This is a genomic window from Fictibacillus sp. NPDC058756, assembly GCF_042746035.1.
GTDB lineage: Bacteria > Bacillota > Bacilli > Bacillales > Fictibacillaceae > Fictibacillus.
In genome coordinates, this window is sequence record NZ_JBHYPU010000001.1 from 1,192,554 (window position 1) to 1,217,303 (window position 24,750).

23 protein-coding genes and 1 other annotated feature are annotated in these 24,750 nt (G+C 39.7%); of the genes, 21 read left to right on the forward strand and 2 right to left on the reverse strand.

Annotated features, from left to right (window positions below; genetic code table 11):
- The first annotated feature begins 55 nt into the window (after window positions 1-55).
- Window positions 56-658, forward strand: a complete 603-nt coding sequence (locus tag ACFW35_RS05950) for a TVP38/TMEM64 family protein (protein ID WP_379844434.1) — start codon at window positions 56-58, stop codon at window positions 656-658.
- A 235-nt stretch (window positions 659-893) separates the two neighbouring features.
- Window positions 894-1,388 carry a dUTP diphosphatase gene (locus tag ACFW35_RS05955; RefSeq protein WP_379844436.1) on the forward strand — a complete coding sequence of 165 codons (495 nt, stop codon included), beginning with the start codon at window positions 894-896 and terminating at the stop codon, window positions 1,386-1,388.
- Between the two features lie 70 nt (window positions 1,389-1,458).
- On the opposite strand, the gene sspI is transcribed toward ACFW35_RS05955, so the two are convergent.
- Complete coding sequence (gene sspI, locus ACFW35_RS05960) at window positions 1,459-1,665, reverse strand: small acid-soluble spore protein SspI (RefSeq protein WP_066291537.1); 207 nt, start codon at window positions 1,663-1,665, stop codon at window positions 1,459-1,461.
- Between the two features lie 103 nt (window positions 1,666-1,768).
- Between sspI and ACFW35_RS05965 the strand changes: the two genes are divergently transcribed.
- The 3 genes from ACFW35_RS05965 to pheT all read left to right on the forward strand — a co-directional run bounded on the left by ACFW35_RS05965 (window position 1,769) and on the right by pheT (window position 6,354).
- Entirely contained in the window at window positions 1,769-2,533 is a 765-nt protein-coding gene (locus ACFW35_RS05965; RefSeq protein WP_379844437.1) for a TrmH family RNA methyltransferase, read from the forward strand.
- Window positions 2,534-2,615: 82 nt separating this feature from the next.
- Window positions 2,616-2,838, forward strand: a binding site (T-box leader).
- A gap of 39 nt (window positions 2,839-2,877) precedes the next feature.
- Complete coding sequence (gene pheS / locus ACFW35_RS05970) at window positions 2,878-3,912, forward strand: phenylalanine--tRNA ligase subunit alpha (protein ID WP_379835100.1); 1,035 nt, start codon at window positions 2,878-2,880, stop codon at window positions 3,910-3,912.
- A gap of 18 nt (window positions 3,913-3,930) precedes the next feature.
- Window positions 3,931-6,354 (forward strand): phenylalanine--tRNA ligase subunit beta, encoded by a 2,424-nt coding sequence (pheT, locus tag ACFW35_RS05975; protein ID WP_379844439.1) that lies wholly within the window; start codon window positions 3,931-3,933, stop codon window positions 6,352-6,354.
- Window positions 6,355-6,956: 602 nt separating this feature from the next.
- Here pheT and rnhC read toward each other — a convergent pair.
- On the reverse strand, window positions 6,957-7,901 hold the full coding sequence (gene rnhC / locus ACFW35_RS05980; protein ID WP_379844441.1) for a ribonuclease HIII: 945 nt from the start codon (window positions 7,899-7,901) through the stop codon (window positions 6,957-6,959).
- A 154-nt stretch (window positions 7,902-8,055) separates the two neighbouring features.
- On the opposite strand from rnhC, the gene zapA reads away from it, so the two are divergent.
- The 16 genes from zapA to ACFW35_RS06060 all read left to right on the forward strand — a co-directional run bounded on the left by zapA (window position 8,056) and on the right by ACFW35_RS06060 (window position 24,704).
- Complete coding sequence (gene zapA / locus ACFW35_RS05985) at window positions 8,056-8,319, forward strand: cell division protein ZapA (RefSeq protein ID WP_066291524.1); 264 nt, start codon at window positions 8,056-8,058, stop codon at window positions 8,317-8,319.
- A 1-nt stretch (window position 8,320) separates the two neighbouring features.
- Entirely contained in the window at window positions 8,321-8,857 is a 537-nt protein-coding gene (locus tag ACFW35_RS05990; protein WP_379844443.1) for a CvpA family protein, read from the forward strand.
- 337 nt (window positions 8,858-9,194) lie between these two features.
- Window positions 9,195-10,913 (forward strand): DNA polymerase/3'-5' exonuclease PolX, encoded by a 1,719-nt coding sequence (gene polX, locus ACFW35_RS05995; protein WP_379847402.1) that lies wholly within the window; start codon window positions 9,195-9,197, stop codon window positions 10,911-10,913.
- 32 nt (window positions 10,914-10,945) lie between these two features.
- A complete protein-coding gene (locus tag ACFW35_RS06000) occupies window positions 10,946-13,303 on the forward strand; it encodes an endonuclease MutS2 (RefSeq protein WP_379844444.1) in 2,358 nt (785 codons plus the stop codon).
- An 87-nt stretch (window positions 13,304-13,390) separates the two neighbouring features.
- The gene (locus tag ACFW35_RS06005; protein WP_379844446.1) at window positions 13,391-13,795 is read left to right on the forward strand and encodes a DUF350 domain-containing protein; all 405 of its coding nucleotides are present in this window, start codon (window positions 13,391-13,393) and stop codon (window positions 13,793-13,795) included.
- 268 nt (window positions 13,796-14,063) lie between these two features.
- Complete coding sequence (locus ACFW35_RS06010; RefSeq protein ID WP_379844447.1) at window positions 14,064-15,749, forward strand: long-chain-fatty-acid--CoA ligase; 1,686 nt, start codon at window positions 14,064-14,066, stop codon at window positions 15,747-15,749.
- Between the two features lie 262 nt (window positions 15,750-16,011).
- The gene (locus tag ACFW35_RS06015) at window positions 16,012-16,611 is read left to right on the forward strand and encodes a TetR/AcrR family transcriptional regulator (RefSeq protein ID WP_379844449.1); all 600 of its coding nucleotides are present in this window, start codon (window positions 16,012-16,014) and stop codon (window positions 16,609-16,611) included.
- Window positions 16,612-16,634: 23 nt separating this feature from the next.
- Window positions 16,635-17,408 carry an enoyl-CoA hydratase gene (locus ACFW35_RS06020; protein ID WP_379844450.1) on the forward strand — a complete coding sequence of 258 codons (774 nt, stop codon included), beginning with the start codon at window positions 16,635-16,637 and terminating at the stop codon, window positions 17,406-17,408.
- Window positions 17,409-17,425: 17 nt separating this feature from the next.
- Window positions 17,426-18,196, forward strand: a complete 771-nt coding sequence (locus tag ACFW35_RS06025; protein WP_379844452.1) for an electron transfer flavoprotein subunit beta/FixA family protein — start codon at window positions 17,426-17,428, stop codon at window positions 18,194-18,196.
- Between the two features lie 12 nt (window positions 18,197-18,208).
- On the forward strand, window positions 18,209-19,180 hold the full coding sequence (locus ACFW35_RS06030) for an electron transfer flavoprotein subunit alpha/FixB family protein (RefSeq protein WP_379844454.1): 972 nt from the start codon (window positions 18,209-18,211) through the stop codon (window positions 19,178-19,180).
- A 308-nt stretch (window positions 19,181-19,488) separates the two neighbouring features.
- Window positions 19,489-20,079, forward strand: coding sequence for a histidine phosphatase family protein (locus ACFW35_RS06035; RefSeq protein WP_379844456.1), 591 nt, complete (start codon window positions 19,489-19,491; stop codon window positions 20,077-20,079).
- 116 nt (window positions 20,080-20,195) lie between these two features.
- Entirely contained in the window at window positions 20,196-20,507 is a 312-nt protein-coding gene (gene trxA / locus ACFW35_RS06040) for a thioredoxin (RefSeq protein WP_077359253.1), read from the forward strand.
- A gap of 120 nt (window positions 20,508-20,627) precedes the next feature.
- Window positions 20,628-21,581 carry an NAD-dependent epimerase/dehydratase family protein gene (locus tag ACFW35_RS06045; RefSeq protein WP_379844458.1) on the forward strand — a complete coding sequence of 318 codons (954 nt, stop codon included), beginning with the start codon at window positions 20,628-20,630 and terminating at the stop codon, window positions 21,579-21,581.
- Window positions 21,568-22,506: a lysylphosphatidylglycerol synthase transmembrane domain-containing protein gene (locus ACFW35_RS06050; protein WP_379844460.1), complete on the forward strand. Its 939-nt coding sequence runs from the start codon at window positions 21,568-21,570 to the stop codon at window positions 22,504-22,506. Before ACFW35_RS06045 ends, ACFW35_RS06050 begins: the two co-directional genes overlap by 14 nt.
- Window positions 22,503-23,960, forward strand: a complete 1,458-nt coding sequence (locus tag ACFW35_RS06055) for an alkaline phosphatase family protein (protein ID WP_379844461.1) — start codon at window positions 22,503-22,505, stop codon at window positions 23,958-23,960. The genes ACFW35_RS06050 and ACFW35_RS06055 overlap by 4 nt, the downstream gene beginning before the upstream one ends.
- Before the next feature lie 3 nt (window positions 23,961-23,963).
- On the forward strand, window positions 23,964-24,704 hold the full coding sequence (locus ACFW35_RS06060; protein WP_379844463.1) for a glycosyltransferase family 2 protein: 741 nt from the start codon (window positions 23,964-23,966) through the stop codon (window positions 24,702-24,704).
- Window positions 24,705-24,750 lie beyond the last annotated feature (46 nt).

Below are 24,750 nucleotides of genomic sequence, written 5' to 3' on the forward strand. Positions count from 1 at the left end.
ATTGTCATATAGTGCTCGTCTGCTGTCATAAGTTGACTTAAAGGGGAGGTGCGGCGTGTTAGAGGATACTAGTGTTTACATGGAAGTCCTTAAGTTCAGCGGGATTTTTGCCCCTTTGCTCTTTATCCTTTTGCAAGCGTTCAGGCAATTTTTTTTCTTGCCAGTCGGTTTGATCTGTCTTACAGGAGGGATTTTATTCGGTGCAGTAGCAGGCACTTTGTATTCTGTCATCGGCATTACCCTGTCGAGTGTACTCTTTTATTTTGGAATGAAAAGTATGCCGAAGCTTATGGAAAAAGTAAAAAGACTTCAAAGAAAATGGATCGGAAAAAGAATGCCTTTTTCAGTAGGTCAGATTGCCATTTTAAAGATGATTCCATTCATGCATTTTCATCTGTTAAGTCTTTGTTTGATTGAAATTTCGTCAAATTTTAAAGAATATACGAAAGCAAGCATCATCTCAAACATTCCCATAGCCATTTTTTACTCATCATTCGGATCTATAATGCTTTCCCTGTCTCTTTCAACTTCAGCCATACTGCTTGTTGTGCTTTCAGTCCTGTTTTATTTGCTAAGACGGAAAGAATGGGTCATAAAATGGAGTGAGTTTTTTGAGGAAGAACCTAAAAATAGAGAAAAACAGCGCATGCCTGCATGAGTCATGCGCTTTTTATGGTGAAAAGGTTCACATAAGCAGTAGTTAAATGATAATCCCTGAAATTTTCATGATAATTCCGCGAGAATCGATAAGAATCCCGCGAGTTTAAGTAATAAAGCCGCTAGTTTGCATTTTTCGACAAAAATATCGGCTATCAGCTTTTTCGAAAATTCATCCTCGAATGTATGACTAGATAACGTTATAATAGCTTAGGAATGAAAGGCAGGGGACGAACGTGAAAATTGAAAAGCTTTTTTCCATGCAGAATGAATTAAATACTCGAATTGTAAAAGAACATAACCTTGAAAATGTTTCATTATCCGATAAGAGAAGATTAGCATTTCTTGTTGAGCTAGGCGAGCTTGCCAACGAAACAAGATGCTTTAAATATTGGAGTAAACGTCCAGCATCTGAAAAAGAAGTAATCTTAGAAGAATATGTAGACGGACTACATTTTGTTTTATCAATTGGACTAGAACTAGGTTTTACAGAAATTGAATTGCCCATTGAGGTTGAACTTACAGAAAAGATGGACAAGATAGAGTTAAACCACCTGTTTCTTTCACTTTATCAGTGGGGAGCTAAATCTTTATTGAAGCAAGAATTTAATTTATTTTTGAATGAATTTTTGGGATTAGGTGTAAAGCTTGGATTTTCGTTTCAAGAGATTGAAGCGGCTTACTTAAATAAAAATGCTGTAAATCACGAGCGTCAGGATTCGGGGTATTAATTAGGAAGATTCGCTATTTAACAAAGTCTTGCAAAACACTCAAAAGTATAAAACCCGGAAAGACCGGGTTTTATTTTAAGCCGTTAGATAAAGTTGTTAAGATTTCTTCCTTCTTTTGTTCGTCTGAATTCTTCCAGATTACTTCGAAAAGGACACCTAGACCAGGAAGCATTTTTTCTTCTCCGCTCTCGATGGCATCAACGATCGTATCTTGCAATTGTTCTTTATTGTTGCCAGTAACGTTATGCAATACAGCTTTTCTCAAATCAAGATTCATGGATAAGCACCTCTGTTAATATTTTTCTTTTTTTATTGTGCACGTTCTGAACTTGTTTTATGAAAAAATTAATAAATATTTATGATTTAAAGGAGTACTTATTATGAAACACATCGAATCCGACTCCAACGCTTCGTTAAAGCAATGGAAAAAACTGCATACAAGAAAAGAAAGAGAAAAAACAGGTACTTTCCTGCTGGAGGGTCCTCATCTTATTGAAGAAGCAATTTCCTCTGGTGCAAAACTTCAGCAAGTCATTATTGAAGAGAACTTTGAGATTAATGAGAATTGGCTCAAAGAGAAATTTACGTTATGGTCTGTTCCGGCAAAGTTAATGAAACAGCTTTCTGAAACAGAAAAACCCCAAGGTATTATTGCTGTGTGCGAAATGACGGAACAGCCCGAAGAACGAATTAAAAGAAATGGACGCTATTTGCTGATAGATGGCGTTCAAGATCCAGGGAACCTAGGAACGATCATTCGTACTGCAGACAGTGCAGGACTTGATGGGGTTTTCTTAGGTGAGGGTACAGCAGATCTTTATAATGGAAAGACAGTTCGTTCTACTCAAGGATCGCTATTCCATTTGCCGATTATAAAAGCTGATCTAAAAGAAATAATAACTGAATGTAAACTTGAAGAAGTTCCTGTGATTTCAACATCCCTGCAAGAGGCAGTTGATATGAGAGAGCTGCCTGAGATGAACGGATTTGCACTTATCGTGGGAAATGAAGGACAAGGTGTTCAAGAGATGTTTCAAGAAGAATCATCGATTAATGTGAAGATTCCAATCTTTGGTCAAGCAGAGTCACTTAACGTTTCAGTTGCAACGGGTATTCTTCTTTATGAGCTTCAGCGCAAAAGATGATGTTTTCTTGTTTTTATATGAGATTCGTTGCAATTCTTGATTTTGTTCATATATAATGTAAAAAGACGAATATGAATAGATCGAAAAAACGCAGATGGAGAAGAGTAGATAATGATTCCGCCAAAAAGGGAGGAAATGTCCTGGACTGTAAGCATTTCTTTGGTAGGTATTATTGAATTCACTCCTGAGTTGCCACCTGAACATTATGGAGTAGGGCTGGCCGGTGAAGAGCCGTTATTAAAATGAAGTGAACAGTGTATTTTCATTGTTAAATTGGGTGGTACCGCGAACTCCTCGTCCCTTATTGGATGAGGAGTTTTTATATTTTTAAGGAGGGGTTGTACTTGAAAGACCGTTTAGAAGCACTAAAAGTAGAAGCAATCGAAAAAATCAATCAAAGTCATGATTTAAAAGATCTTCAAGCTGTTAAGGTAGCTTATCTAGGAAAAAAAGGACCCATTACTGAAGTTTTAAAAGGAATGGGGAAATTGTCGGCAGAAGAAAGACCGGTGATCGGTGCTTATGCAAATGAAGTGCGTGACAGCATTCAGCTTGAATTAGAAAAAAAGCAGACAGAATTAGAAAATGCTGCGATTTCTGAAAAGCTTGCGAAGGAAACAATTGATGTTTCTTTGCCAGGAAGACCTGTAAAACAAGGAAATGCGCATCCGCTAACAGCCGTTGTAACCGAAATTGAGGACTTATTCCTAAGTATGGGCTTTACGATTGCAGAAGGTCCAGAAGTTGAGACAGATTATTATAATTTCGAGGCTCTTAATCTGCCTAAAGGCCATCCGGCTCGTGACATGCAAGATTCTTTCTTTATCACAGAAGACATCTTACTTAGAACACAGACTTCACCGGTTCAAGCTCGTACGATGGAAAAGCATGAAGGTCAAGGTCCTGTGAAAATCATCTCTCCAGGGAAGGTTTATCGAAGAGATAACGATGACGCTACACATTCTCACCAATTCATGCAGATTGAAGGACTTGTGGTTGACCAGAACGTGCGTTTAAGTGACTTAAAAGGTGTTCTTGAAACGTTCGCGAAAAAAATGTTTGGTGAAGACCGTAAAATTCGTTTGCGTCCTAGCTTTTTCCCGTTTACAGAACCGTCTGTAGAAATGGACATTTCTTGTTTTAAATGCAGCGGAAAAGGATGTTCTATCTGTAAACAGACAGGCTGGATTGAAATTTTAGGAGCAGGTATGGTTCATCCAAACGTTCTTGAGATGGCTGGCTTTGATTCTAAGAAGTACACAGGTTTTGCATTTGGTATGGGGCCTGAGCGAATCGCAATGCTTAAATACGGCATAGATGATATCCGCCATTTTTATGCGAATGATATCCGGTTCTTAAAACAATTCAAAAATGCATAATTAGGGAGGGGAAATTTGATGCTAATTTCTTATAACTGGCTAAAAGAGTATGTAAATGTAGAAATCAGTCCGTCTGAACTAGCGGATAAAATAACGAAGAGCGGTATCGAAGTTGAAATGGTTGAATCCTTGAATAAAGGGATCAGCGGAGTTGTTGTCGGGTATGTACAAGAGTGTATACAACATCCAAACGCTGATAAGCTGAGAGTCTGTAAAGTTGATATCGGACAAGGGGAAGTTTCTCAGATCGTTTGCGGTGCACCGAATGTTGCTCAAGGACAAAAGGTAGCAGTAGCAGTTCCTGGAGCAGTGCTGCCTGGGAACTTCAAAATTAAAAAAGCAAAGCTTCGCGGTGAAGAATCCCTTGGAATGATCTGTTCCCTGCAGGAGCTTGGAGTTGACACAAAGCTTGTTCCAAAAGAGTATTCTTCAGGAATTTTTGTGATGCCTTCTGATGCAGAGCCCGGGAGCGATGCATTGGAATATTTAAACTTGAATGACCATGTGCTGGAGCTTGGTCTTACGCCAAACCGCGCAGATTGTCTTAACGTGTTAGGTGTTGCTTATGAAGTAGCCGCTATTTTAGAGCAAGACGTTAAACTTCCAGATACATCGATCACGGCTTCCGAAGAAAAAGCTGAAGATTTTATCTCTGTCAGCATTGAATCTTTAGAAGACAATCCTTATTATGGGGCGATGATCATTCGTGATGTTAAAATTGGACCATCTCCATTATGGATGCAGAATCGTTTAATGGCTTCAGGAATTCGCCCGATCAATAATATTGTTGATATTACAAACTATGTTCTACTTGAATATGGCCAGCCGCTCCACGCATTTGACTACAACCGTCTGGGTTCAAAGGATATTGTAGTTCGGCGTGCTGCAGAAGGTGAACAAATTCAGACACTCGATGATCAGGACCGCTCATTAAAAGATACTCACTTAGTGATTACAAATGGCAAAGAGCCGATTGCAGTTGCGGGTGTTATGGGTGGAGCAACTAGTGAAGTGCAAAATGATACAACGAACGTGCTCCTAGAAGCAGCATATTTCGCTTCAAGCCGTGTGAGAGCAGCTTCAAAAGATCTAGGCTTGCGAAGTGAAGCAAGTTCAAGATATGAAAAAGGAATCGACCGCAACCGTGTTTATGCAGCAGCGAAAAGAGCGGCAGGGTTAATGGCTGAATTAGCTGGCGGTAAAGTAGCAGATGGAATCGTAGAAGGTGGAAAACGCGAAGTGAATACGTATTCTGTAAAAATGGATGTTTCCAGAATGAATAATCTGCTTGGAACGACTATCACAGCTGAACAAACTTCTGTTATTTTTGATCGTTTAGGTTTTTCGTACAAAGAATCAGACGGTGTATTTGAAGTTGTTGTTCCTACTAGAAGACCTGATATTACAATCGAGGCTGATTTAATTGAAGAAGTTGGGCGGATTTATGGATACGATCGCATCCCTACGACGTACCTTTTATCAGAGGCTCGTCCTGGAGGTTTAACAGCAAGTCAGGCTAAGCGCCGTGAGATTCGTAAATATTTGGAAGGTGCCGGTCTTTATCAAGCAGTAACTTATGCATTGACAACACCAGAAAAATCTACGCATTTCTCATACACTGAAGATGCTGTTTACCCAATATCAGTTGCTCATCCTATGAGTGAAGAGCGCAGTACTTTGCGTATGAGTTTATTGCCTCAGCTTCTGGAAGTGCTTCATTATAACCAGAATCGCTCTATGGAAGACTTGGCAGTTTATGAAATGGGATCAGTTTTCATTAATCGCCAGGAAGTTTTAAACGATCTTCCTGAAGAATACGTATTTGTTTCAGGAGCTGTAACAGGCGTATTCAACGAACACTTGTGGCAAGGCGAAAGAAAAACAGTAGATTTCTATGTGTTAAAAGGGATCTTAGAAGGTCTAATGAGCGAATTGAATCTTTCTGAACGCATTACGTATGAGTCTGCCGAAATTGAAAACATGCACCCTGGAAGAACTGCGGTTGTAAAACTGGATGGTATTCCAGTTGGGCTTGTAGGTCAGCTTCACCCAGCACTTCAAAAAGGGTTGGATTTAAAAGACACTTACGTGTTCGAGCTGAACGCAACGAGTTTGATCGAAGCAGAAACAGAGCAAATGGTATATCAGACATTGCCGCGTTATCCTTCAATCACTCGTGACATTGCTTTAGTCGTTGATCAAGACTTGCCTGCAGGCGATCTGTTCACAGTGATTCAAGCTGCTGGCGGTGAGCTGCTGAAAGAAGTAAATCTTTTTGATCTCTATCAAGGAGAGAAGATGGAAGAAGGAAAGAAATCACTTGCTTTCTCTTTAAAATATTTTGATCCAGAACGTACACTGACTGACGAAGAAGTTGTAACAGCACATAATCGCGTTTTAAAAAGTTTAGAAGAACACTTTGGAGCGCAGTTAAGAAAATAAAGGTAGGCTGTTTTCTTTGTTGCTTTTGAAAGTTGTTGATTACCGTTTCAGGATGCTCGCTTTACGCGGGGCGTGCGGTGAGCCTCCTTGGCGCTTTGCACCATTAGGAGTCTCATTCAAAGGAGTTTATGTGCTCCTGCGTCTACTTGAAAATCCTGTCGAAGAAAGCTTCCTCGTCGCATGCCTTGCAAGAAGAATACTCAGGTAGTAGGCACGCTGATCCCGCCGGAGTCTCGCACCTTGCACTCCAATCAACTTATCAGTGAAGTAAATAAATGACCGAGAGCATCAATCATAGATAAGAGCTTAAAAGTTAAAAGAAACTGGCTTGCTTCCATGCAAGCCAGTTTTTATTTGATTTAGTATTCATTTTAAGCTTTTACGGTACATGTTCTTTTATTTATTACATGTTCGCCCAGTATTTTGGACTTACACCCAAACAAGTACACGTTTCACCCCAATGCGACCTGGTTTCACCCGAACACCGCCGAGTTTCACCCAATATCCCTACACGACCGGCCCCAGACGCATATTTTCAAGCATCACAGCCCCATGCCATAACGGATTACGCCTCAAACTAGTGTTTCGGCCTAAAATGCAGATTATGATCGCTTTTTATTCAACAGATTCAACGCCTTTTGAGTGTTTGCAAAATGTTTTTTTGTTGCTGTATCAAAAACGGATTCCCCAAACTTTTCTGCTAGTTCAGCCGCTTTCACATCAACATGGTGCCCGGCACCTTTTGGAATTATTGTGTTAAATCGTGCTCCGAGTTTATCCATTTCCTTTAAAAAGCTGTATCTTGCTAAAATAGAGGCTGCAGCCACTGCAAGATGAATAGATTCACCTTTTGTAGCAAAATAGATGCCTTCTTTTAAAAGGTTTTTCTCTTTCGTTAAGTAGTTAAAATACACACCGGGTTCGCAAAACTGATCTACTAATATTCCATCGATCTCTTCTCCTTCTATTTTAGCTTTAACATTTTGAAGAGCGCGGTTATGCAGGATCGCTTTTATTTTCCCCTGAGTCATTCCTTTTTGCTGTAGCTCATTGTATTTTTCGTTATTAAGTACAAGGAGAGAATAGGGAACTGTATGAATAAGTTCTTTCGCAATCTGAACAATCTGCTTATCGTTTAAATGCTTGGAATCTTTAACGCCAAGTTCCCTTACCAGTTCAAGCTGATCGCGTGATACATAAGCTGCTGCAACTGTCATTGGTCCAAAATAATCACCTGTACCAACCTCATCGCTTCCGATCATCGATAATTCTGCAGCATTTTGAGGCGGTGCATAACAATGCGGAGGTTTGGATGTTTTGCTTTTTACTTTAGATGGTGAGACTTGACCTGAAAATTTTTGAGATGCTTCTTCTGCTCCTTTACCTTGAAACAGTACTTTCCCAGAATTGTAAGCTGTTACTGTACAATCTGGAAGTTTTGCAGAGAAGACTGCACCAGGCGGAGTTTTATCCTGAACGGCATGAGCCAGATCTTTTTTCATTGCTAAGATTTCGGTATTCGTCATTTTTTTTACAACATGAGCCATAATAAATGCCCCCTAAAGTTATTGGATTTCCAAATATATCAAAATTTCTCTAGAAATGAACAGAAATATTTTCAACTATGTAAGATATTTGATAAGATGTAGATTAGAGTATTCATCTAATGATCGATCCTTTTTATGACAAGGAGGTTTTTTCGTGGCGGAAGACAAAAATAAAAACCGTACGACGGTCGAGATCTATGGACAGCGCTATGTAATTGCAGGGACCGAACCTTCCAGCCACATTCATTTAGTAGCTGATAAAGTAGATTTGAAAATGAGAGAAATTCAGTCTCATAACCGGTTTCTTGATTCGAAACAACTCGCTGTACTGACAGCGGTAAATACAATGAGTGAATATTTAAAGATTAAAGAAGAGCTGAAAAAATTGCAACAAAGAATTGGAAAAGAGGAAAGTTAACATGCTGGATTTAATTCTGTTTATTGTATTATTGGGTGGCTTTTTGATCGGATTAAAACGCGGGTTTATTATGCAGCTCGTGCACTTGATCGGATTTATCGCAGCTTATATCGTTGCTTATCTGTATTATGATGATCTGGCTCCAAAGCTTGAGCTATGGATTCCGTATCCTTCTTCAAATGAGGGTTCTGTCTCTTTATTACTTAATAGCATCTCACTGGAGCAGGCCTATTACAATGCGATCGCTTTTGCCATTTTGTTCTTTGCAACAAAAATCATTCTTCAGATATTAGGCTCAATGCTGGATTTTCTTGCACATTTGCCGATTCTGCATACTGCAAACAGATGGCTTGGCGGACTGCTAGGCTTTGTAGAAGTTTATCTGATCGTATTTATTTTACTGTATATCGCAACATTAGTGCCTATCGAATCATTTCAGGCGCATTATGATAATTCATGGATTGCACAGGGAATGGTCAAAAACACCCCCGTATTTTCTGAGTCAGTTAAGGAAATGTGGATGAAACATATGGCGTAGAACTTCTCCCTCCTTGGAGAAGTTTTTTTATTAAAGCTCTAATCTAAAAGGCTATTACTTTCAGCTTATTTTGTTTGTTCTCTTCATTGTAAGTTGATTGGAGTGCAAGGTGCGAGACTCCTCGAAAATAAAAATCACATTTTCTTCGTGCGATGTAACGCTGTCGAAGCCTTCCTTGTCCTGCGGGACCAGCGGGACAGGTGAGACCCCGGCAGGCTAGATTAGCCTAGGGGGCTTACCGCACGCCCCGCGGAAAGCGAGCATCCTGTAACGGAAATCAACTACTTCCAAGAGCTACAAAGTTGGCGAAACATCGAGATTGATAGAAAGGGAGTACATTATGGCTAATAAGAAAGAAATCGTACGTGCGTTAGAACAAATTGCTCTTTATCTCGAAATTCTAGGAGAAAATTCTTTTAAAGTTTCCGCTTACCGAAAAGCAGCAAATGCTCTTGAAGGTGATGAGCGAACGATGGATCAAATAGAAGATGTTTCGAAAATAAAAGGCATTGGCAAAGGAACAGCCACGGTTATTATCGAAATCATGGATAAAGGTGAATCTGAACTTCTTATTGAACTTCAGGAAAAAGTACCCTCTGAACTTATTACATTATTACAAGTGCCTAATTTGGGCGGAAAAAAGATTGCGAAACTTTACTCAGAGCTGGGCGTAACAAATATCGAAACATTAAAAGAAGCTTGTACGGCTGGTAAAGTAAGAGAACTTGCCGGATTTGGAGCTAAGACAGAAGAGAAAATTCTTGCTTCTTTAGACGATATTGGAAAAAGACCGGAAAGACTGCCAATCGCTTATATGCTTCCCATAGCTGAAAGTATTGAGACCCAGCTGGAATCGATGGAACATATCGTAAAATATTCGAGAGCTGGTAGTCTAAGACGGTACAGGGAAACGATAAAAGATCTTGATTTTATTATCTCTTCAAAAAATCCTGGTAAAGTGAAAGAACAGCTCCTAAACTTGCAGGGAGTTACGGATGTCATTGCAAGCGGTGAAACGAAGGTTTCACTCGTTTTAGGAGAGAAAGTGGCTGTTTCAGTAGATTTTAGAATTGTTGAACCCGATCAATTCGCAACGACACTGCATCATTTTACAGGCTCAATGGAACATAACGTTAAAATGAGGCAGCTTGCTAAGACCAGAGGAGAAAAGATTAGCGAATACGGTGTTGAAAATATAGAGACAGGTGAAGTTCGAACGTTTAAAACCGAAGAAGAATTTTACGCGCACTTCGGGTTGAATTGGATACCGCCAGAAGCGAGAGAAAATGGGGAAGAAATCGAACTTCTGATGGAAGATTATGAGTTTGTTCAATTATCGGATATTAAAGGTGATCTGCATCTGCATTCTACTTGGAGTGACGGCGCATTCTCTATAGAGGAAATGGCTGAAGAAGCAAGGATCCGTGGATATGAGTTCATGGCTATTACAGATCATTCACAATATCTTCGAGTTGCAAACGGACTCACTCCAGAGAGGATCCGCATGCAGCGGAAAGAGATTGATAAGCTGAACGAAAAATATAAGGACTTCAAAATATTTGCTGGTATTGAAATGGATATATTACCGGATGGTACACTAGACTATGATGATGATCTTCTCGATGAGATGGATTTTGTTATTGCGAGTATCCATTCTGCTTTTTCACAAGATCAGAGTAAGATTATGAAACGTTTAAAAACGGCGCTTGATCATAAAAAGGTAGATTTAATTGCTCATCCGACTGGGAGACTGATCGGCCGAAGAACAGGCTACGATGTTGATGTGGATATGCTGCTTCAGCTCGCGTATGAAACAGATACCGCAATTGAGTTAAATGCTAATCCAAACAGACTGGATCTATCGCCAGACTGGCTAAGGAAAGCACAGGAGCTCGGTGTGAAGATTGCTATTAATACGGATGCGCATTACAAAGAAACGATGAAACATATGGAGATTGGGGCTGCGGTAGCACGAAAAGGTTTTATTAAAAAAAGTTCTGTTATAAATACTATGACTTTAAAAGAATTTGAAACCTATTTAAACCGTAAAAAATAGCTCTATATCCTCGGAGCAGGAGGAAGTTTAACATGCAAGAAAAAATGTTGCGAGTTTTAGAATTGAAAAAAGTAATTGAAAGATTAAAGAAGCATGCAAGCTGTTCATTAGGAATAAATAAGATTGAAGCACTTGCCCCTTTAACAGAACTTGAAGAAGTGAACGCCGCACAAGAAGCGACAGATGAAGGTGTAAAGGTACTCCGTCTAAGAGGGCAGGTTCCTTTTGGCGGTATATTTGATATTCGTTCAAACATAAAACGATCGAAAATCGGGAGTCTTTTAAACGAGGAAGATTTGATGGATATTGCGTCAACTCTTTATGGCGGCAGAAGATTTAAACGTTTTATAGAGGGTTTAGTGGAAGATGGCATCGAGCTTCATATCTTGAAAAATGCTGCTGAACAGATCATTCCTTTGCAGGAAGTTGAGCAGTCTATAAAAAATTGCATAGATGACCACGGAAATATGATGGATAGTGCGAGTTCAGAGCTAAGAACAATTCGCCAGCAGCTCCGTACTTTCGAAGCTAGAGTCAGAGAAAAGCTAGAATCGATCGTCAGATCTTCAAGCTATCAAAAGATGCTGTCTGATTCTATCATAACGATTCGTAATGATAGATTTGTTATTCCTGTTAAGCAAGAGTACAGAGGGAACTTTGGCGGTATGGTGCATGACCAGTCTGCCAGCGGTGCTACGCTATTCATTGAACCGCAATCAGTCGTTACCATAAATAATCAGGTGAAAGAAACAAAAGCGAAAGAAACACGTGAAATAGAGAAGATATTAAGAGAACTCACTGCACAAGTTGCTGAAACAGCTGATGATATTCTCCTGAACGTGGATGTTTTAGCAGAGGTTGACTTTATATTAGCAAAAGCGCGATTTGCAAATGAACTAAAATGTACTAGACCGATTATGAATGACAAAGGCTTCATTTCTCTCTATAACGGCAGACATCCGCTGCTGGATCAGGATACAGTGGTTCCAACGAGTGTGAAGCTGGGAGGAGAGTATCAATCTCTTGTTATCACAGGTCCAAATACAGGAGGGAAGACCGTTACTTTAAAAACGATTGGTCTTCTTACATTAATGGCCCAATGCGGATTGCAGATACCAGCACAGGAAGAATCTGAGATGGCTGTCTTTAAAACTATTTTTGCAGATATCGGCGATGAGCAGTCTATTGAACAGTCTTTGAGTACATTTTCATCCCACATGGTAAACATTGTTGATATCTTAAACAAGCTGGATTATGAATCTCTTGTCCTGTTTGACGAACTTGGCGCAGGAACAGATCCGCAAGAAGGTGCCGCACTCGCGATTTCTATTCTGGATTTTGTATTTGCAAGAGGAGCTCGCGTTGTAGCCACAACACATTACAGTGAATTGAAAGCCTATGCTTACAACCGCGAAGGAGTTATGAATGCCTCAGTAGAGTTTGATGTACAGACATTGCGTCCAACATACAGGCTGTTAGTCGGTGTTCCAGGACGAAGCAATGCTTTCGAAATATCGAAAAGACTCGGTTTGCGTCAAGATATTATCGATTCAGCTAGATCCCAGATCAGTGAAGACGAAAATAAAATAGACAATATGATCCGATCTCTCGAAGATAACCGCAAACAAGCAGAAAAAGAGATGCAAGAAGCTGAGATTAAAAGAAAAGAAGCTGAAGCGATTAAAGCTGATCTTGAACGCGAGTTAGAGCTCTATCAAAATGAGAAAGAGCGGCTGTATCAGAAGGCAAAAGAAGAAGCGGAACGAGCTGTTGAAAAAGCACGGGAAACAGCTGAAGAGATTATTGTTGAAATTCGTGAACTTCAAAAATCAGGCGGACAGATCAAAGAGCATAAACTGATTGAAGCAAAAAAGAGATTGGAAGAAGCTGTTCCAAAATCAAAGACGAAGAATAAGAAACCAAAAGCTGCATCCACTAAGAAAGAATATGTTCCTGGTGATGAAGTAAGAGTGTTAAGTGTCGGTCAAAAAGGACACATCGTTGAAAAAGTCAGCAGCAGCGAGTATCAAGTGCAAATCGGTATCTTAAAAATGAATGTATCAGAACGTGATCTGGAATGGATAAAAGAATCTAAACCAAAACCTGAACCGCGTTCATTTGTAAAGGTAACAGGTTCAAATGATTCTTCACGCCCAGAACTGGACTTAAGAGGTAAAAGGTATGAAGACGCGATGCTTGAGGTTGACAGATATTTAGATGAAGCCATGATGGCAGGCTTTAACCAAGTTTATATCATTCATGGCAAAGGTACTGGAGCGCTGCGTAAAGGCGTACAAGAGCTATTAAAATCTCATCGTAATGTAAAGTCTACAAGAATGGGTGCCGCAGGTGAAGGCGGAGGCGGAGTAACAGTAGCTGTGCTAAAATAATCCAGAGTATAATGCATATTCAACTGCTCTGAGTTATATACGAAATGAGCTTATATAAAAAAAGCCATCTTCAAAGGAGAACTGCCGATGGATTTTATGGAAAACGCTTTTTTGAAAACAGCAGCAAACTATAGTGTTGTAGTACTTTGTCTGGTACTGTTTTTAGCTGTATTCGAGCTTGTGACCCGTTATAAGAACTGGGTTGAAATTAAAAACGGAAATCTTTCAGTTGCAATGGCAACAGGCGGGAAGATTTTTGGAATTGCAAATATTTTTCGTTATTCTATTTCCCAGAACGACTCTTTGCTAATGATGGTCATGTGGGGAATATTTGGATTCATTTTGCTTTTAATCGGTTATTTTATTTATGAATTTTTAACGCCAAAATTCCAGATCGATAAGGAAATTGAAAATGATAACAGAGCAGTAGGTTTTATTTCGATGGTTATCTCAGTCGGTCTGTCGTTTGTTATTGGTGAAGGTATTGAATAGTTGAAGGGATAAAATATGGAAACGTTATTTAAAGTACTTTTTGTTCTGAGCGGCGTATTTATTGCTGCAGGTATTGTTTATTTATTATTTTTCACATGATTAAAAATCCAGGCCTTCCTATATGGGGTCTGGATTTTTTTGACTGGAATTTTACCGATTATTTTTAATTTTTAAAAAAGTATATAAAATTGTATACGTTTTCAATATAATAGGAATAAAGATATAGAAATTTTTTGAAGGAAGGCGTGAATTAAAGGAGGAGTTGCAAGTGGAAAGAAGGTGGCTTAACAGTTACCCAAGTGAAATTCCGGGACATCTTGATTACGACAGCAAACCTTTATTCGCGTATTTAGAAGAAGCAGCAGAACAGAAAAAAGACAATACTGCTGTTCATTTTTTAGGCAAGACTTTAACGTTCGGTGAACTGTATGAGAGCTCTTTGCGGTTTGCACATTCACTTTCAGCATTAGGAGTGAAAAAAGGCGACCGAGTAGCAATCATGCTGCCAAACTGTCCGCAGGCTGTAATTGCTTATTACGGTACTTTGTTCTTAGGCGGGATAGTTGTCCAGACGAATCCTCTTTATACGGAAAGAGAGCTGCGCCATCAGCTTTCGGACAGCGGAGCAAAGGTAATCGTCAGTTTGGATCTGCTCTTTGGAAGAATATCTGCTGTAAGGAATGATACGAATGTTGAGCACGTAATAATAACGGGTATCAAGGACTATTTGCCATTTCCCAAAAACCTGCTTTACCCGTTTGTGCAAAAAAGACAAAACCCAACGGTTATCGTCAACATTTCTTATAATCATGAAGTTCATTCTTTCACAGAACTGCTTAAGCGTTCAAAACCAATTAAGCCCGAAGTCAGCATCTCGCCCGATAATGATCTGGCTTTATTGCAGTATACGGGCGGCACAACAGGGCCGGCAAAAGGTGTAATGCTTACGCATAAAAACCTGGTCGTCAATGCTTTACAATGCAACGCGTGGATGTTTAAGAATCGGGATGGAAAAGAAAAGATACTTGGGGCTCTGCCGTTTTTCCATGTGTATGGAATGACTTGTGTGATGAATTTAGGAATCATTACGAAGGCGCAGATGATTATCCTTCCGCGATTCGATCCGGCACAAGTTTTGAAGACGATTCATAAAGAACGTCCAACACTGTTTCCGGGTGCTCCGACCATGTATATTGCACTTCTGAACCATCCTGATTTAAAGAAATATGACCTTTCTTCGATCCAGGCTTGCATAAGCGGTTCAGCAGCTTTGCCTCTGGAGGTTCAGGAAAAGTTTCAGGCTATAATTTCGGGTTCATTAGTTGAAGGGTATGGCCTAACCGAAGCTTCTCCAGTAACTCATGCAAATTTAATTTATGGAGAGCAGGTAAAAGGAAGCATCGGTCTTCCTTGGCCGAATACTGAAGCAGCTATTATATCAGCCGAAACTGGTGAATGGGCAGAACCAGGTGAGATTGGCGAACTGGCTGTAAGAGGTCCTCAAGTCATGAAAGGGTACTGGAATCAGCCTGAAGAAACAGCTTCTGTATTTAGAGACGACTGGCTTATTACGGGTGATATGGGCTACATGGATGAAAGAGGCTACTTTTACATTGTTGATCGCAAAAAAGACCTTATCATTGCGGGCGGCTTTAATATTTATCCTCGTGAAGTCGAAGAGGTTTTATACGAGCATGAAAGTGTAAAAGAAGCAGTAGTCGTTGGTGTACCTGATGAATATCGCGGGGAAACCGTAAAAGCTTTTGTTGTACTGAAAGATGGAGCGGAGTGTACAGAAGAAGAGCTTAATAAATATTGCCGGGAACATCTCGCATCATTTAAAGTGCCGAGACTGTATGAATTTAGAGATGAACTGCCTAAAACAATGGTAGGAAAGATTCTGAGAAGAGTCCTTCTTGAAGAAGAACGGGAAAAAGCAAAACAAAACAACTGATTCACTATTAAAAACCGCCATCGTGCGGTTTTTGTTTTGGCTTGAACACCTTTCGGAAAGCGAGCACCTGGAGCGGAAATCAACTACTACCAAAAGCAACAAAGTTTGTGGAAAACAGGCTTTTAAAAACTTCCTGCTTGTCAACATAGATAAAAAAATGACATAATGAAATTGACAGAAAAGAAAGATTTGTTTTACAATTATGAATGAACAATCATTCATTTTTTATATGGTTGTGCTATACACAAATGAGGCGATAGTTATGAAACGAAAAGGTCCAAAATACGAAAAAATAATTGATGCTGCTGTTATTGTCATTGCAGAACACGGCTACCATCAATCCCAGGTTTCAAAGATAGCGAAAGAAGCAGGTGTCGCAGATGGCACCATCTATCTTTATTTTAAGAACAAAGAAGATCTGCTTGTTTCTGTTTTTAATGAGAAAATGGGGACCTTTATCGAAAAAACAGAAAATGAGCTCAAAAGCAATGATTCGGCGATTGAAAAACTTAGAACACTCGTCGAGATGCACTTTAAGCAATTAACTGCAGATTACGAATTATCTATCGTAACGCAATTAGAGCTGCGCCAGACAAACAGACAGCTTCGGGCCAAAATTGGGGAAGTATTAAAGAGGTATTTAAACTTAATAGATTCCATACTGACAGATGGCATGAATGAAGGTGTGTTTGTAAGAGATATGGATTACAGGCTTGCTCGACAGATGATATTCGGGACAATAGATGAAACGGCTACGAACTGGGTAATGAATGATCATCGATATGATCTCCCCGCTCTCTCCGGTCCTGTTCATCAAATGCTCGTTAATGGTCTGGCAGTCAGATCTGTACAGCCAGAATAAATCGTTCTAGGAGGATTGATAAAGTGAATTATTTGCAAGTTGAAAAGCAAGGTAAAGTAGCCGCTATAAAGCTTAACCGAGCACCTGCTAATGCCCTTTCAACAGGTGTGATCGAAGAAATTGACGGAGCATTGGATCAAATAGAAAATGACAATTCAATAAAATCAGTTGTTATTCTTGGAGAAGGGCGCTTTTTCTCAGCAGGAGCAGATATTAAGGAATTCACGGAAGTCCCTGATGAAAAAGGTTTTGCAATGCTTGGAAAGAAAGGCCAGGACGTTTTTAACCGTATTGAACAATTTTCAAAACCGGTTATTGCTGCAATTCACGGAGCAGCTCTCGGCGGCGGTCTTGAACTGGCGATGAGCTGTCATATCAGACTAGTTGCAGAAGATGCAAAGCTTGGTCTTCCTGAACTGACTCTAGGTCTAATTCCAGGATTTGCAGGAACTCAAAGGCTGCCTCAGTTAGTAGGTGTTCCAAAAGCATGTGAGATGCTCTTATCCAGCCAGCCTATATCAGGAAAAGAAGCTGTATCTTTTGGATTAGCGAATGACTCTTGTCCTGCTGAAGAACTTTCTGAAAAGGCTTACAAAATGGCAGAGAGCTTTTCAGAAAAAAGTGCTGTATCTATTAAATACACATTAGAATTACTGAATTATGCTAAACATGGTCTCTATGAAAAGGGAGCAGAGAAAGAACAGGAACTGTTTGGAAAAGCTTTTAAGAGCCATGATGGCCAAGAGGGGATCCAAGCATTCATAGAAAAAAGAAAGCCTGTATTTCAGGACCGATAATTTTAGGAGGGGTAATAATGAATATTTATGTTATTTTAAAACGTACTTTTGATACAGAAGAAAAGATCTCTGTTTCAAATAATAAAATTTCCGAAGACAGTGCTGAATTCATCATCAATCCTTATGACGAGTATGCGATTGAAGAAGCGATCACATTAAAAGATGCACATGGCGGAACAGTTACAGTTGTAACTGTGGGCGATGAAGACTCTGAGAAAGAGCTTCGTACAGCATTAGCTATGGGTGCCGATCAAGCGGTACTTATTTCAAACGAAGACTTAGACAGCCAGGACCAATTCACAACTTCTTCCGTTTTAGCTGCATATTTTAAGGATAAAGAATATGACATCATATTAGGCGGAAATGTAGCGATTGATAACGGAACTGGTCAAGTGGGTCCGCGTTTAGCAGAACTGCTTGATATTCCTCATGTAACAACGATAACTAAAATTGAAATTAATGGTACAACAGTAAATATTGAGCGTGACGTAGAAGGAGATCTAGAAAAGATTGAAACTACCCTTCCGTTGCTGGTTACAGCACAGCAGGGATTGAATGAGCCGCGCTACCCATCGCTTCCAGGGATTATGAAAGCCAAAAAAAAGCCGCTTGAAACTTTAGAGCTGGATGATCTTGATATCGATGAAGACGATGTAGAAGCTAAAACAAAAACAGTAGAAATTTATCTTCCTCCTAAAAAGGAAGCTGGAAAAATCTTATCTGGTGACACAGCAGATCAAGTAAAAGAACTTGTATCTCTGTTAAGAAACGAAGCAAAGGTTATATAAGGGGGAGACATCATGGCAAAAAAAGTTTTAGTACTTGCAGAAGCTCGTGACGGTGCATTGCGTAATGTATCATTTGAAGCAATTGCAGCAGCAAAAGAAATTTCAGGCGGAGGAGAAGTATTTGCTGTATTGTGCGGAGACTCTGTACAATCCCTTGCAAATGAATTAATTCATTACGGGGCTGATCGTGTACTGACAGCAGAAAACGAAAAGCTCGCAAACTACACAACAGATGGCTACTATCAAGCTTTGAAACAAATTATCGATGAAGAAAAACCGGAAGCAATTGTTTTCGGACATACTTCACTCGGAAAAGATTTATCGCCAAGGCTTGCAGCACGTTTAGAATCCGGTCTGATCTCAGACGTAACTGGATTAGAACAAGCTGGTGAAAATACAGTGTTTACACGTCCTGTTTATTCAGGAAAAGCATTCGAAAAGAAATTAATCAATGATGGACTAATCTTTGTTACAATTCGTCCAAACAATATCGCTCCATTAGAGAAAGATGAATCACGTTCTGGAGAAGTGAAATCTGTATCCGTTGAAATTAAGGATCTAAGAACGATTGTTAAAGAAGTCGTTCGCAAAGCTTCTACAGGTGTTGATTTATCAGAAGCAAAGATTATCGTTGCTGGCGGACGCGGAGTGAAATCTGAAGATGGATTCAAGCCTCTTCAAGAACTTGCAGACGTACTAGGTGCAGCAGTTGGGGCTTCCCGCGGAGCATGTGATGCAGATTATTGCGATTACTCACTTCAAATCGGCCAAACAGGTAAAGTTGTAACACCTGACTTGTATATCGCTTGTGGAATCTCTGGTGCTATTCAGCATTTAGCAGGGATGTCGAATTCAAAAGTCATCGTTGCCATCAACAAAGATCCAGAAGCAAGCATTTTCTCAGTAGCTGACTACGGAATTGTTGGAGATCTCTTTGAAGTAGTGCCTTTGTTAACAGAAGAGTTTAAAAAAGTGTTAGTATAAAATGAATACCCAAAAACGTCCGGTTCGCTGGACGTTTTTTTATGGGGCTTTGTTGCTATTTGAAAGGGTTGATTTCCGCTCCAGGATGCTCGCTTTCCGCGGGGCGTGCGGTGAGCCCCCTAGGCTAATAAGCCTGCCGTGATCTCACCTGTCCCGCTGATCCCGCAGGAGTCTCGCACCTTGCGCTCCAATCAACTTTTCACCGAAGTGTCTTTAAAAAACGATTCAAAAACAACAATCTATTTGAAAACAGCCTTTTATAAAGATAAGAATGTACTTTGATGTGTATTGAAGAGGGGGAGTTTTTAGTGACGACAATAGCCTTTATTCGCCATGGAGAAACGGATTGGAACATTGAAAGAAGAGCTCAAGGATGTATGGATATTCCATTGAATGATCAGGGAATAAAGCAGGCTAGAGCACTTGCGGAACGTCTGCGTGCAGAAAAATGGGATGCGATCTATGCGAGTCCATTATCAAGAGCTTTTAAAACGGCAGAAGCGATTCAGGAATTAACAGGACTGGACATTGTGCCGGATGATAGGCTGCGCGAGATCTCATTTGGAGAAACAGAAGGAACTACTGAAGCTGAAAGAATAGAACGCTGGGGAGAAGATTGGATTAAGCTTGAGCTCGGAAGGGAAACAAATGAGCTAGCTGATATACGCTGGCAGGAAGTATTAAAGGAAATTGTCCAGAAGCACGAAAACCAGAAAGTTCTCGTCGTGACTCATGGCGCACTCCTTGTGAGGATTTATAAATCTCTTTTACAGGACAAAACGGATAAGTGGTATGGATTGAATAACACGTCTCTTTCTATCTTTAAACTTCAGGATCAAAACTGGTCTTGTGAATTGTTTAATTGTCAAATGCATTTAGAAGAGGCAAAAACCATTTAACGTTTGTCATAATTAAAACTTGGGTACCATAAGCTTGAGCAAACTATTAGCAACTGTGTAATTTGTGATGATATACTGTGTTTACACTTTGTTAATTTAAAAGGAGGGCCAAATAAATGGCTATTGTAAATGCATCAGATCAAACATTTAATACAGAAACAAATGAAGGTTTAGTACTTGCTGATTTCTGGGCACCTTGGTGCGGACCTTGTAAAATGATCGCTCCCGTACTTGAAGAACTTGATCAAGAGCTTGAAGAAGTTAAAGTTGTTAAACTTGATGTAGACGAAAACCAAGAAACAGCTGGAAAATACGGTGTAATGAGTATTCCTACACTTCTAGTATTCAAAGACGGCCAAGTCGTTGATCAAGTTGTAGGCTTCCAGCCAAAAGAAGCATTAGTTGAGCTTTTAAACAAACATAAGTAAGCAACGCCAAAGCCCGGTATTCCGGGCTTTTTTCTATGGGAGCTGTTGACGCCTAATTTGATTATCGATATAATACTATCGGTAATGAAAATCATTATCATTAAAAAGTTTCAGGGGAGGATGACCAGCGTGAACATACTGGTAACAGGTGGGGCAGGCTTTATTGGGAGCCATTTGCTTCGTTCCCTAAACTTGTACAAAAACTTTACTATTACGGCTATTGATTCCTTTCATGGGTATTACAGCCGTGAAAGAAAATTGGATCAGCTAGAGATGGCTGGTGCCGGATTTGAATTTATTGAACTAGATCTGCTTAACGAAAAAAACGTCATGGAGCTTTTTGAAAATAAAAAGTTTGATACGGTTATTCATTTAGCAGCGATTCCTGGAGTACCTAAATCGATACAAAATCCTCATGAATACATAGACTTGGATATAAAGGCAACAGTGAACATTTTGAACGCATCAGGACGGACCAAGGTTAAGCATGTTATATTTGCTTCTTCTTCCTCTGTGTATGGAAACCAAGGTCACCGTCCATTAAAAGAAAGTGATGCGAACGGTCAAGTTGTTTCTCCGTATGCAGCTTCCAAATGGTCGGCTGAATCATTCTGCCATGCCTATCGTCATTTGTACGGCTTCGATTTAAGTATACTGCGCTTTTTTACCGTATATGGTCCATGGGGAAGACCTGATATGGCGATCCCGCTGTTTGTGAAAAAGATGTTAAAAGGTGAGCCGGTTTCTGTTTTTTCTAAAGGGACAGCTCGTGATTACACATATATTGATGACATAATCACCGGAATTCTATCCGTTATGAAACGCCCGAAAGAGAGCCAAGTTTTTAACCTTGGAAGCGGAAAGCCAGTTTCAATAGAACAGCTCATTGAAACATTCCGCTTGTTTATTCCGCAGCTCGAAACAATTGAGCTTCCGCATCGTTTAGGAGATGTACAATCAACTTGGGCTGATATTAATAAGGCTGAAAAAGATTTGAATTTTGAGCCATCAATCTCTATATCAGAAGGCATTGAACGAACAATTGAATGGGCTAAAACCTATGAAAGGTTTTAAAACGATAAGAATTGCTGCTGCTGTCAGTCTTATTGCTCTCTTTGTCTGGCTTTCGATACGGTATTTTAGCTACAGTCTCTTTCTTGAGGGATTAACAAATCTAATACGTTCTCCTTTTTTATTGCTATTTATGTTTTTTGGATATCTGTCTGCATTTTTCCTGAGAGCACTAGGCTGGCAGATGTATTTATCAAAAAATATTAATTTTCGGCATTACCTTTATGGCCTGTTTTATAGTCTTTTAGTAAATCATCTCTTGCCTGTAAAAGCTGGAGATCTTATGCGAATTGGGTATTTAAGCAGCATTAAGACCGATACCGGAAAAACTGAGATTATGGAGTCAGTTGTTGTTATGAGAATCTTTGATCTTATTGTACTAGGGGCAGCTGCCATAGGGTTTGGATCATTTATAGGTATTTCTCTAGCCCCGGACTATTTTTATGTATTTGTGGTCATTATCTTTACAGGAATTCTTTTACTATATCTTTTACGTAAGAAGATTCCTTTCCTAGATCGAATATCTAAAAATCTGTTTTGTATACTTTTATCAGCCCGGTCAATTGTTATATTATTGGTCATCTCACTCAGCTGGATCCTTGAAGCTGCAGTTGTTTATGGCACTCTTTTATCATTTTCTGAAACGGCTGGTGTGTGGGAAAGTATATGGGTAAATTCTATTACGATCGCTGGTCAGGTATTTCATTTTACACCAGGAGGAGCAGGGACATATGAAGCGACGATGTCATCAGCGCTGATTGCAGCTGGCATCACACCTGCTGTAGCCTTGCAGGCTGCGATTATTAGCCATCTGTTTAAATTTGTTTTCTCTTATCTAGCGGGAGCTTTTACGATAGTACGGGCACCGATATCTTTTAAAGAACTGTGGCTTTCGCTGAAACAAAAGAAAGAGGTTAATCAAACATGAAGAAAGCGTCAAAATTTGAAAAAGTTGCTGCACGCTGCTGGAATCTGTTAAACGAAGGGAAACCTTTTACACCGATTTTTACAATGGGTGTTTTCTTGTTGTACTTTATCGGGCAATGGAGTGAAACCTCTTTTTGGTTTTCATTTTTCTTAAGTCTGGCAGGGACAATACCATTATTTATTCTTTGTTTTTTATATGATTTTCCGCTCTTTTTAAGAAATTATTTATTTATCCCTTTAATAGCCGCATTGCTGTTATTGCAAACTCCGCCATTATCATTATGGCTGTTGGCTGCAGGTATTTATTTCTTTTTTACAGTGTTCTTTTGGGGAACACTTTATTACCATTTGAGAATTGGAACAACATGGCTGAACTTCACTCGCTTTTGGAAACTTGTATTAAAGAATAGTGATTCTACAAGTGGAAATGCCCAAGAACAGCTGCCAAAAGTACTAATGCTTTTATTGGTGTGGCATTACCTTTTTGAAACGGTAAAGGATGGCGGATTAAGTCTTGCGCAATACTCACCAGTCCTTTATGTAACAGCTGGTTTCGGCTTGCTTGCATGGATCTTGCACCGTTATTTATTTGATTGGAAGCCTGCCGAATATGAAGAGTTCACTGAGAAGGAAGCGATTCAGGCTAAATCAGATAAAGTGATTGTAATCGTAGTGGATGGAATGAGAAAAGACCGATTTGAAAAAGCTCATACCCCATTTTTGAATGCGTTAAAAGCAGAAGGTACAGAATACAGACAGATGGAAACTGTTTATCCTGCAAGAACTGTAGTATGTTTTTCTTCTATGTTTACAGGGACTTATCCTCGGGAGCATGGGATCACATCAAATATGGTTTGGCGTCTTGGAATTAAAGTAGAAAGCATCTTTGATTCCTTGCGAAAGGTTGGTAAAAAAGGCAAGCTCCTTGGCATCGCACATTTAGTTGACGCGATGGGCAGTGATGTTGAAACGGTAACAGCAGTAATGAAAAATGATGTGGCAGATCCTTCTATCATGCAGCGAGCTAGGCAAATCATGGAATCAGATAATCCTGATCTCTTTATTGTCCAGATGATCGCAACGGATCAAACCGGTCACAGCAGAGGTGTTTTCTATGATGAATACCTTCAAAAGATTAACGAAGCAGACAAGCTCATCGAAGATTTTGTCCACTATCTTGAAAAAGAAGGTCATATGGAGAATACAACACTGATCATATGTGCAGATCACGGACAAGCTGACGGAATAGGCGGACATGGTCACTTAGATGAAGGAGAACGCTTTGTTCCATTCATTATGCATGGACCACATATCCGTAAAGGTATAACAGTGGAAGAAAAGCACAGCTTAGTTTCTCTGGCACCGACCATCGCTCATCTTCTTGGTGCACCATTTCCGGAAAACAGCAGAGGTCCAGTTTTAAAGCAGGCAATAAAAGAAAGCAGGGAAATGTAATACATGAAAAAAGTAACGAAAGTCATTGTTTTTTTACCTGCTTATAATGAAGAAGATTCGATCGGAGAAGTAATACGAAAAATCCCCCGTGATTTTCATTCAACTGTTGATGTTGAAGTCATGGTTATTGATGATGGGTGTTCGGATCGAACAAAAGAAGTTTCTCTTGAAGCAGGCGCAGATCATTATATTTTACATACCGTAAACAAAGGTCTTGGAGCAGCTGTTCGAACGGGATTAGAATCGTGTTATTTACATGGGGCAGATATAGCTGTAATGATTGATGCTGATAACGAATATCCAGCTGATGAAATCCCTGAACTTATTCAGCCGCTGCTTGATGGCTTGGCAGATTATTCAATGGGATCCCGATTTTTAGGAACGATTTCAGGAATGAAATTGCATCGCCGCCTAGGAAATTACTTTTTCACATTGCTGCAATGCCTCTTATTAAGAAGATGGATTCGTGACGGCCAATCTGGTATGAGAGCTTTTAACAGAGAAACGATGAGAGACTTTGAAATTATTCATGATTACAACTATGCACAAGTATTGACGCTTAATCTCGTTCGAAAGGGATTTCGGATGATTGAAGTTCCTATTACCTACAAAGTTAGAACGACAGGTACTTCATTTATCACTTTCAAGAAATATTTAAGGAATGTGATACCTGGAATATGGAATGAAATGAGAAGACCTGTAAGAAAGATCAGAGAGTATCCTTCTTACGATACAAATGAATGATTATCATTTCAAGACCTGCCTACTGATGCAGGTCTTTTTTAAAGGC

Bases quoted from the DNA above. Each gene is read 5' to 3' on its own strand.
- ACFW35_RS06005 (WP_379844446.1), top strand. From the start codon at position 13,391: ATGGATTTTATGGAAAACGCTTTTTTGAAAACAGCAGCAAACTATAGT.
- ACFW35_RS06060 (WP_379844463.1), top strand. From the start codon at position 23,964: ATGAAAAAAGTAACGAAAGTCATTGTTTTTTTACCTGCTTATAATGAA.
- rnhC (WP_379844441.1), bottom strand. From the start codon at position 7,901: ATGGCTCATGTTGTAAAAAAAATGACGAATACCGAAATCTTAGCAATG.
- trxA (WP_077359253.1), top strand. From the start codon at position 20,196: ATGGCTATTGTAAATGCATCAGATCAAACATTTAATACAGAAACAAAT.
- ACFW35_RS06000 (WP_379844444.1), top strand. From the start codon at position 10,946: ATGCAAGAAAAAATGTTGCGAGTTTTAGAATTGAAAAAAGTAATTGAA.
- ACFW35_RS06045 (WP_379844458.1), top strand. From the start codon at position 20,628: ATGACCAGCGTGAACATACTGGTAACAGGTGGGGCAGGCTTTATTGGG.
- ACFW35_RS06025 (WP_379844452.1), top strand. From the start codon at position 17,426: ATGAATATTTATGTTATTTTAAAACGTACTTTTGATACAGAAGAAAAG.
- pheT (WP_379844439.1), top strand. From the start codon at position 3,931: ATGCTAATTTCTTATAACTGGCTAAAAGAGTATGTAAATGTAGAAATC.
- ACFW35_RS06015 (WP_379844449.1), top strand. From the start codon at position 16,012: ATGAAACGAAAAGGTCCAAAATACGAAAAAATAATTGATGCTGCTGTT.
- ACFW35_RS06050 (WP_379844460.1), top strand. From the start codon at position 21,568: ATGAAAGGTTTTAAAACGATAAGAATTGCTGCTGCTGTCAGTCTTATT.
- ACFW35_RS05965 (WP_379844437.1), top strand. From the start codon at position 1,769: ATGAAACACATCGAATCCGACTCCAACGCTTCGTTAAAGCAATGGAAA.
- ACFW35_RS05990 (WP_379844443.1), top strand. From the start codon at position 8,321: ATGCTGGATTTAATTCTGTTTATTGTATTATTGGGTGGCTTTTTGATC.
- sspI (WP_066291537.1), bottom strand. From the start codon at position 1,665: ATGAATCTTGATTTGAGAAAAGCTGTATTGCATAACGTTACTGGCAAC.
- ACFW35_RS06055 (WP_379844461.1), top strand. From the start codon at position 22,503: ATGAAGAAAGCGTCAAAATTTGAAAAAGTTGCTGCACGCTGCTGGAAT.
- ACFW35_RS06030 (WP_379844454.1), top strand. From the start codon at position 18,209: ATGGCAAAAAAAGTTTTAGTACTTGCAGAAGCTCGTGACGGTGCATTG.